Annotated in this window: 9 protein-coding genes; 2 read left to right on the forward strand and 7 right to left on the reverse strand. The window is 62.9% G+C overall.

The genetic code is table 11. The annotated features are described in order from the left end of the window. The 4 genes from QVE23_RS09380 to QVE23_RS09395 all read right to left on the reverse strand — a co-directional run. A partial coding sequence (locus QVE23_RS09380; RefSeq protein WP_287968038.1) for a BMP family lipoprotein occupies positions 1 to 1,037 on the reverse strand: 1,037 nt, incomplete at its 3' end. A gap of 471 nt (positions 1,038 to 1,508) precedes the next feature. Continuing rightward, positions 1,509 to 2,225 (reverse strand): purine-nucleoside phosphorylase, encoded by a 717-nt coding sequence (gene deoD, locus QVE23_RS09385; RefSeq protein WP_021751382.1) that lies wholly within the window; start codon positions 2,223 to 2,225, stop codon positions 1,509 to 1,511. 15 nt (positions 2,226 to 2,240) lie between these two features. Next, positions 2,241 to 2,900 carry a deoxyribose-phosphate aldolase gene (deoC, locus tag QVE23_RS09390; protein ID WP_287968040.1) on the reverse strand — a complete coding sequence of 220 codons (660 nt, stop codon included), beginning with the start codon at positions 2,898 to 2,900 and terminating at the stop codon, positions 2,241 to 2,243. A 21-nt stretch (positions 2,901 to 2,921) separates the two neighbouring features. Continuing rightward, a complete protein-coding gene (locus QVE23_RS09395) occupies positions 2,922 to 3,917 on the reverse strand; it encodes an MBL fold metallo-hydrolase (protein ID WP_267288402.1) in 996 nt (331 codons plus the stop codon). 211 nt (positions 3,918 to 4,128) lie between these two features. Between QVE23_RS09395 and QVE23_RS09400 the strand changes: the two genes are divergently transcribed. Both QVE23_RS09400 and QVE23_RS09405 read left to right on the forward strand, forming a co-directional pair. Continuing rightward, positions 4,129 to 4,467 carry a DUF2651 family protein gene (locus QVE23_RS09400; protein ID WP_119310496.1) on the forward strand — a complete coding sequence of 113 codons (339 nt, stop codon included), beginning with the start codon at positions 4,129 to 4,131 and terminating at the stop codon, positions 4,465 to 4,467. A 197-nt stretch (positions 4,468 to 4,664) separates the two neighbouring features. Further along, complete coding sequence (locus tag QVE23_RS09405; protein WP_287966734.1) at positions 4,665 to 5,948, forward strand: S1C family serine protease; 1,284 nt, start codon at positions 4,665 to 4,667, stop codon at positions 5,946 to 5,948. A 56-nt stretch (positions 5,949 to 6,004) separates the two neighbouring features. On the opposite strand, the gene QVE23_RS09410 is transcribed toward QVE23_RS09405, so the two are convergent. From QVE23_RS09410 to QVE23_RS09420, 3 genes are all read right to left on the reverse strand, one after another. Next, positions 6,005 to 6,661, reverse strand: a complete 657-nt coding sequence (locus tag QVE23_RS09410; protein WP_256264883.1) for an HAD hydrolase-like protein — start codon at positions 6,659 to 6,661, stop codon at positions 6,005 to 6,007. A 36-nt stretch (positions 6,662 to 6,697) separates the two neighbouring features. Continuing rightward, entirely contained in the window at positions 6,698 to 7,738 is a 1,041-nt protein-coding gene (locus QVE23_RS09415; RefSeq protein WP_287966735.1) for a helix-turn-helix domain-containing protein, read from the reverse strand. Between the two features lie 137 nt (positions 7,739 to 7,875). Then, positions 7,876 to 8,085 carry a helix-turn-helix domain-containing protein gene (locus QVE23_RS09420; protein WP_021751390.1) on the reverse strand — a complete coding sequence of 70 codons (210 nt, stop codon included), beginning with the start codon at positions 8,083 to 8,085 and terminating at the stop codon, positions 7,876 to 7,878. Positions 8,086 to 8,358: the final 273 nt, after the last annotated feature.

Below are 8,358 nucleotides of genomic sequence, written 5' to 3' on the forward strand. Positions count from 1 at the left end.
GTGAAGCCGTCGCCCCACTGGGTGGTCTCCATGGGCAGCTGGACATAGTTGGCGGTGGGATCATCGCCGTTCACCAGGCCCAGGGTCTCCACCTGGCCGCCGTAGTTGGCAAAGTTGCCTGCCACGACCTCGCCCAGCATGTGCTTGACGGTCTCGGCCAGACCCTTCATGGCGGAGGTCACGCACATGCCCTCGCCATAGGTGTCGATGTTGGCGGACTGGTCCACGTCCACGCCGATCAGCTTGCCGCCGACCTTGGCAGCAGCCTCAGCCGCGGAGGTGTAGATGCCGCCGCCGCTGGCGAAGACGACCTCCACGCCCAGGGTCTGATACCAGTTGTCCATGTAGGCGGTGATATCGCTGTCGCCATAGAACTGGTTGCCATAGGCATACTCCATCACGACCTGGTCGGCGATGCCCATCTCCACGGCAGCGGCGTCAGCGCCCTGCACGAAGCCATAGCCGAACCGCTGCACGGCGGGAACGGCCATGCCGCCCAGCACGCCCAGGTGGGTGTAGCCCAGCTTCACGGCGGCGTAGCCGGCCATGTAGCCGCACAGCTCTTCCTGATACACAGCGCAGTACACGTTGGAGGGCACGGTGTAGTCCTCGCCCAGATCGCCCTGTGCCACGTCCAGCGCGATGAAGGTCACGTCGGGATACAGCTCCGCGGTCTCCTTGATGGTCTCGGCAAAGGCGTAGCCGGGCATCACGATGACGTTGTAGCCGTCAGCCACAGCGGCGTCCACCATGGCCACACGCTCGGCGGTGGAGTCACCGGCGGGCTTGTAGTACTCGAACTGCAGGCCCTCGGCGTCACAGAACTCCTGGCAGGCCTCATAGGTGGTCTGGTTGAAGGACTGGTCGGTGATATCGCCGTAGTCAGTAATCATAGCCACCTGATAAGCGGCGGTCTCGGCGTTGCCGCCATCCTCCGCATCGGCGCCCCCGTCAGCGGCGGTGTCGTCCCCGCCGCCGCAGGCGACCAGGGACAGGGACATCACCAATGCCAGGAGCAATGCAAGAAACTTCTTCATTGGAATCTACCTTCCTTCGTTTTGTTATCCGCGCGAAAATCTCTCCGCGCAGGATGACCTCAACGGGTCAGGCCCATTATAACAACTCTTCCTGAGGATTGCAACCGCATTTCCAAATTGTTTTCTTTTTCGCCACATTTTGTTGAAATTTTTATGAATTTCGGATATCTTTTTTACGGTTTTGTAAAAAGCAGAACCAATTCTGCAAAATTTTTGCTGTGGTTTGTCACGGCTCTGTTTCCATTGTCACCGGTCATTTCCCGGAGAGGTTCGGCCTGTGCCGGACCGGGAAAATATGGAAAAGATGCTCCGCGTCCCGGCCCGGCGGCTTTGCCGGCGGGCCTCCCGCTTTCACCTTTGCCGAAAGTCGCCGCTGCGGCGGGCCGATCAACTATGAAGGGGGACTCAACGTCCCCCTTCATGCTTCCCCTGCGTGGCCGCGGGGACTGATTCTTCTTTTTTGAACTCGCCTTACTTCTTCTCCATCTCCACAGCAACGCCCAGGGCGATCTCCATCATCTGGGTGAAGGTGGTCTGGCGGTCGGCGGCAGGCAGCTCCTCGCCGGTAATCAAGCTGTCGGAGATGGTACAGATGGCCAAGGCCCGCTTGCCCGCCTCGGCGGCGTTGCAGTACAGGGCCGCGCTCTCCATCTCTACGGCCAGCACGCCCATCTTGCCCCAGTCCAGAGTGTTGCCCGCCTTGTTGTAGAACACGTCGGAGCTGAGCAGGCTGCCCACATGGGGCTCGATGCCGAGCTTCCGGGCTACCGTCACGGCGGTCTCCAGCAGGGTGAAGTCCGCGATGGGGGCGAAGGTGCCGCCCAGGCCGAACTGGTGGGCGTAGTTGGAGTCCGTGCAGGAGCCCTGGCCGAACACCACGTCCCGCACCTTCAGCTGGGGGGAGATAGCGCCGGCGCTGCCCACCCGGATGATGTTGTCCACATCATAGAAGTGGAACAGCTCATGGGAGTAAATGCCGATGGAGGGCATCCCCATGCCGGAGGCCATGACGGACACAGGCGTGCCCTGATAGGTGCCGGTGTAGCCCTGGACGCCCCGGACGTTGTTCACCAGCTTCGCGTCCTGCAGAAAGGTCTCCGCGATGAATTTGGCCCGCAGCGGATCGCCGGGCATCAGAACGGTCTTGGCAAAGGCCCCCTGGGCCGCCTCGTTATGGGGAGTTCCCATGCTTTCATTTCCTCCTTATTTCTCTTCCATGGCCTTCACGGCCTTGACGATGCGGCTGGTGCCCAGGCGGGAGGCACCCAGGTTGATGAAGTCCTCCGCGTCCTTCAGGTCGGCGATGCCGCCGGCGGCCTTGATCTTCACATCGGGACCCACGTGCTTGGCGAAAAGGGCCACGTCCTCCCGGGTGGCGCCGCCGGTGCCGAAGCCTGTGGAGGTCTTGATATACTCCGCGCCGGAGGCGGTGACGATCTCGCACAGCTTGATCTTCTCCTCGTCGGTGAGGAAGCAGCACTCGATGATGACCTTCAGCAGCTTGCCGTGGCAGGCCTCCTTTATGGCCTTGATTTCCGAGAGCAAGTCCTCCCACTTCCGGTCCTTCACCCAGCCGAGGTTGATGACCATATCCACTTCCTCCGCGCCGTTATTCACGGCGTCGGTGGCCATGAAGCACTTGGCCGCAGTGGTGTCGTAGCCGTTGGGGAAGCCGATGACGGTGCAGATAGGCAGCTTGCCCGCCACATACTCCGCCGCCTGCTTCACATAGCTGGCGGGGATGCACACGCTGGCGCAGCCGTACTTCATACCATCGTCGCAGATGGCCCGGATCTCCTTCCAGGTGGCCGTTTGGGCCAGCAGAGTGTGGTCGCACTTGCTCAGAATCTCTTTCACTTCCATTTGAAGCATCTCCTTTATCATTCATATTTTGTCGCCCACGCCGGCGAAATATACCCGTTTTCCATGTATCTCCTGGCGGAAGACCCGCCCTTGGGCCTCCAGATGGTCCAGATGGGCCAGGGCCTCTCCCACGGCAAAGAACTTCTGCGCCAGGGGAAAATCCGCCCAGTTCCGGCAGCGGATGCTCCAACGCATCCGGCCTGCGATCTGATAGGCGGTGAGGCCCGGCGCCTTCTCCACGGTCCGCAGGGTGTCCTCCAGCCGGCGGGCGTGGTGGGCCTTCAGCTCCGCCGTCCGCTGCCGCAGGTCCCCGGTCTCCGCCCGGTGGGCGGGATACAGCTCCGCTGTGTCCAGAGCGGCCGTCCTGTCCAGACTGCTGAGATAGTCCCCCAAAGAGTCCTCCACTCCCTGCCAGCGGCAGATGTTGGGCGTGATGTGAAACAGCACATGGTCGCCGCAGAACAGCCGCCGGCGGGCCGGGTCATACAGGCACAGGTGCCCCGGCGTGTGGCCCGGCGTCAGCACGCACCGCAGCATACGGCCGCCGTAATGGAGCGCCGCGCCGTCCTGCAGCTCCGTATAGAGCCCTTCCCGCCAGGGCGGGGCCGCCGTCTGGGCCGGATTGTCTCCCCACAGGGCCTCCATCTCCGCCTGGGTGAAGCCGTCCCGCACATATTCCCCGTAAAGCCGCTTCCAACAGGACGGATCCGAGGCGTTTTTCACGCCGGGGCTGTCGATCTCCCCGATATAGATCCGGCAGCCGGGGCGGATCAGCTCCGGCGCCAGCCCTGTGTGGTCGCTGTGGAGGTGGGTGCAGAAAATGTCCAGCCGGTCCCGGTCCACGTGCGTCTCCGCCAGCTGGCGCTCCATGGCCTCGCGGCAGGACTGCTGGCGGAAGCCCGTGTCGATCAGCAGGCTCCGCTCTCCGGTCAGCAAATAGCTGTTCAAGTTTTTCAGCGGGTTCCCCACCAAGGGGATGTCCAGCCGCCAGAGGTCCTCCGCCAATCGCTCCGCCATGGGCCGCTTCCTTTCCAAAAGGTAGATTCAGTATAGCAGACTTTGGCCCGCCTGTCCAGTGAGACGGGCCTTGCTCCCCCGCCTCCTCCGGACGGATGGGCAGCTCCGGCGCTTTCGCTGAAGGGGCCCGCTTCCAAACCTTGAAGCAGCCAGACGTATATGATATCATATAGAAAAGCAACCATTTCCGTATAAAAGGGAGGCCATCCACATGAAGCCATTGATCTTCTGGTCTATATTGGCAATGCTGTTGATGATAGGCTGTCCGTGGTTGGCAGCAACATTTGCAGGCAGCGCGGGAATGGCCGTCTGCCTTCTGCTGTTCTTTGGGGTCAATCCCATATTTTCTGCTGTATGCGGCGTATTTGCAGGAAAGGACATCAAGCGGCTGTGGCCCCTTCCAATTGTTGTCGCGGGATTATTTCTGGCAGGGGCGTGGCTATTCTTTGCGATGGGTGAAACAGCGTTTTTGTTGTATTGCGTCTGCTATCTCATGATTGGCATGATCGCGATGCTGATGCGTTCTTTTCTGAAGGGCAGAAGAGCGTGATCCCAATATACAGAATAGTGGAACCAAGGCCCTCATGTGCGGCAGCGGGGCCTTTTATATACCGTTCTGTTCCGTCTTTTCCGCCAAGAGAGTCTTGGGAACGCCCAAATCGGCCCGGGCAGTAAAGGGACCGGGCCTTGCCAAGCGCTCTGCCCGGTGCTAAAATGGAGCCATTCTCAAGATTTGGAGGCTACCCCATGAAAAAACGACTTCTTTCGCTCCTCTGTGTCCTTGTCCTGACGGTGAGCGTGATCCCCGCCGCCTCCGCTCTGGAGGGGGAGGCGGCCCGGGCCGCGGACACCCTCTCCACCCTGGGACTGATCGACTCTACATATAATCTGGACGCCCCCGCCACCCGGGCACAGGCGGCCGTGCTGCTGGTGCATCTGGCCGGGGCAGAACAGGCCGCCGCGGCAGACAACTGGCTGGCCGGCTTCCGGGATGTTCCCGCCTCCATCGCCCAGGAGGTGAACTACGCCGCCCGGCAGGGCTGGATCACCGGCGTCACGGCGACAGCCTTCCGGCCGGACGCGGCCCTCACCGCCAACGCCTGGAGCGCCTTCCTGCTGCGGATGCTGGGGTATTCCGACAAGGCGGGCGACTTTACCATTGCCGACGCCGCGGGTTTCGCCCAGCGGATCGGCCTCTTCCCCATCGCCTATACCGGCACCCTGACCCAGGGGGACCTGTTTGAGATGGCGGCGGACGCTCTGTCCTTCTCCTACCGGGACGGCAGCGCCACAGTGATCGGACGCCTGGTGAGCCAGGGGACCGTCTCCCGGGCCGCGGCCAACGCCCTGGGCCTGCTGACCCCCGCCCTCACCGCCCGGCAGGTGGCGGACCGCTGCGCGGCCGCCGTGTTCTGTCTGGACACCTATGAGACGGAGGCGTACCGGGACGAAGGCCTTGTCACCGGCGAGGCCAGCGGCTTCTTCATCACGGAGGACGGGCTGGCCATCACCAACTACCACTCCATCGCGGACGCGGTCTCCGCCACCGCCACGCTCTCCACCGGGGATGTATATGAAGTGGAGCGGGTCATCTACTACGATCCGGACATCGATATCGCGGTGATCCGCGTCTCCCACGCCGCCCTGAAGGGACACGACACCTCTGCTTTTGCCACGCTGGACATCGCGGATTCCGGCACCGGAGACCTGCGGGCGGGCGACACGGTCTACGCCATCGGCAATCCCCTGGGCCTGGGGCTGGCAGTCAGCTCCGGCATCGTCAGCGCCACGCAGCGGGATGTGGAGCGGTACGCCCTGCCCTGCGTCATGAGCACCGCCGACATCTCCGAGGGCAGCAGCGGCGGCGCCCTGCTGAACGTCTACGGTCAGGCGGTAGCCGTTACCTCCGGCGCCTATGTCTACGGCAATAGTATGTATCTGGCGGTGCCCATCGACCCCATCCTCACCGCCGATCTCACTGGTGAAGGCCTGACCCTGCCGGAAGTCCTCGAGGCGGAAACCGTCGGCTGAATACCGAAGCGCCTGAAAGAGGCGGCGCCCCATGGGCGCCGCCTCTTTTTTCGCATTCAATGGGTCAGGATGAACTGCTCCAGCTCCTCCGGTGTCCGGACCACGGCCACAGCGCCGCTCTCCGCCAGCTCGCCGGGGGCGGCGTAGCCGAAGAACTCCACGCCCGCGCAGGCGATGCCGCACGCCTTGGCGCCCAGCACGTCGAACTTCCGGTCCCCCACCATCAGGATCTCCGGCTTGTGGGCCTCCGTCAGCTCCAGGCGGCGCATAGTCTCCCGGATCACGTCCGCCTTGCTCCAGTCCCCCACGGGCGGGCTGCCCGTCACAACAGCCAGAGACGGCGTGAAGCCGAACTTCTCGCAGATAGGCACACACAGGCTCTCCGGCTTGGAGGAGGCCAGAGCCAACACATAGCCCCGGGCCTTCAGCCGGGCGCACAGGTCCGCCATGCCGGGGGCGGCCATGTTCTCAAACTTGCCGACAGGCTCGTACCGCTCCCGGAAGACGGCGATGGCCTCCGCGGCCCGCTCCGCCGAAAAGCCGCAGAATTCCGCGAAGGAGTCCTGCAGGGGCGGGCCGATGAATTTGATGAGGGTGCTCTCCGGCGGCACCGGCTCCCCCAGCTTGTCAAAGGCATACCGCAGGCTGTTGAGGATGCCCTCCTTGGAGTCTGTCAGCGTGCCGTCCAAATCAAAGAAAATATAGTGATACATACACTTCTCCCCTTATTCTTCGCCGGAGAGATTCTATCATGTTTCGCCCTCCTCCGCAAGAGGGGGGCGGCGCTTTTTCCAATGTAGCAGCGTCCAAACCAGCACGCCAGCCCCGGAGACGGCGCCGGCGATCAGCACCCCCTGCCGCAGCCGGAGCCAGAGTGCCACATCCGCCTCCAGCCGCCCCCGCAGGATGGTCCAGCTCTCCGGGAAACCGCTTTGGACCAGCTCTTCCCCATATCGGGCGATCCAGGGCGCCAACACCCGGTCCAGCTGGCCGTCCGCCAGGAACCACAGCCCCGCCAGAAGTACCGCCCACGCCAGCCACACCAGCCAGAGCCGCCGGGTCCGCCGCAGGAAGCCGCCGCTCCGGTGGAGCATTGGCCGCAGCCGCTCCGGTATCCACAGCAAAGAGGCATCCGCCCCCGCCCGGCGGCGCAGGGCCCGCTCCAGCACGGCGCACAGCAGCGCCAGCCCCACGGCGAAGAGCAGCGGCTTCCAGGCTTGCATGGTGTCGTAGTACCGCATCTCCGCAAAGTCCACCTCCAGCCTGCCCAGCCGCACCAGCCGCAGCAGGGCCCACCACTGGACGGCGGAGGCGGCCAGCAGCTTGCGGTACAGGTTTTCCCAAATTTTAGCATCCAACGATATATCACCGTACCGGGCCGGATGGACAGCCAGCACATAGCCGATCCATAAGAGGCCCACCGACAGCGGCCAGGCCGCCAGACTGACATAGGCCACCCGGAATGCCGCCAGCACACCCAGCGCCAGGCTGCCGATGAAACAGAGGTCGAACCGGGTCCGCAGCCGCAGCAGCAGGAGGCGCCGCCGTGCCGGTCCCTGGGCCTCCGCTGGCCGGCCCCGCAAGGTCTCTCCCGCCAGGATGTCATCGGCGGTGACGCCGTACAGCTCCGCCAAGGCAGGCAGCAGGGTGATATCCGGCAGCCCCGCGCCGTTTTCCCACTTGCTCACGGTCTTGTTGGAGACACCCAGCTGATCCGCCGCCTCCTGCTGGGTCATGCCCCGGGCTTTCCGCAGCGCCGCCAGATAGGCGCCTGTCTTTCCGGCATCCATGGGCCTCCCTCCTCTCTGGCCTCAGCATACCGCAAATCAGGCTGTTTGACCATCCCCCGCCCTTGAATTTTGTCTGCGGAGCGTAGAATCGGGCCGGGGACGGCAAAAAACGGCAGAGCGGGCGGCCTGCTCTGCCGTTACGCTTTCCCGTCCGGAATATGCCGCATAATGTCCCCCACCTCACACTTCAGGATCTTGCAGAACATCTCAATGGTGTGGGGGCTGACGCTCTCATTCCGCTTCAGGCGGGTGATCTGGGCTGGATTGATGTGCCAGCGCCTAATCAGGGCGTATTGAGAGATGCCTTTTTCCTTCATTTTGTCCCGCAGGCTGTCATAGGAGATCATCACACGCAAGCCTCTCTTTCTGCCTGCATGTTAACCGAAATTGATGTATGACCAGATCAACCAACATCAGTTCATGTATATGGGAGCAGAAAAGCAAGCGCCCCTCAGGGCCTTGAAAGATGTTACAGATTCTGATTAGTTTCGTGCGGCGCGAACGGTCTTACCTCTCTTTTTATAAAAATCCCCCCGGCCGGCGGCCGGGGGGATTTGCCGTATGGACTTTTCGAATCAGCCGAAGTACCGCTTCAGCAGGCCCTCGAACGCCTTGCCGTG

The organism is Oscillibacter sp. KLE 1728, from assembly GCF_934833455.1.
GTDB classification, from domain to species: Bacteria; Bacillota; Clostridia; order Oscillospirales; family Oscillospiraceae; genus Oscillibacter; species Oscillibacter welbionis.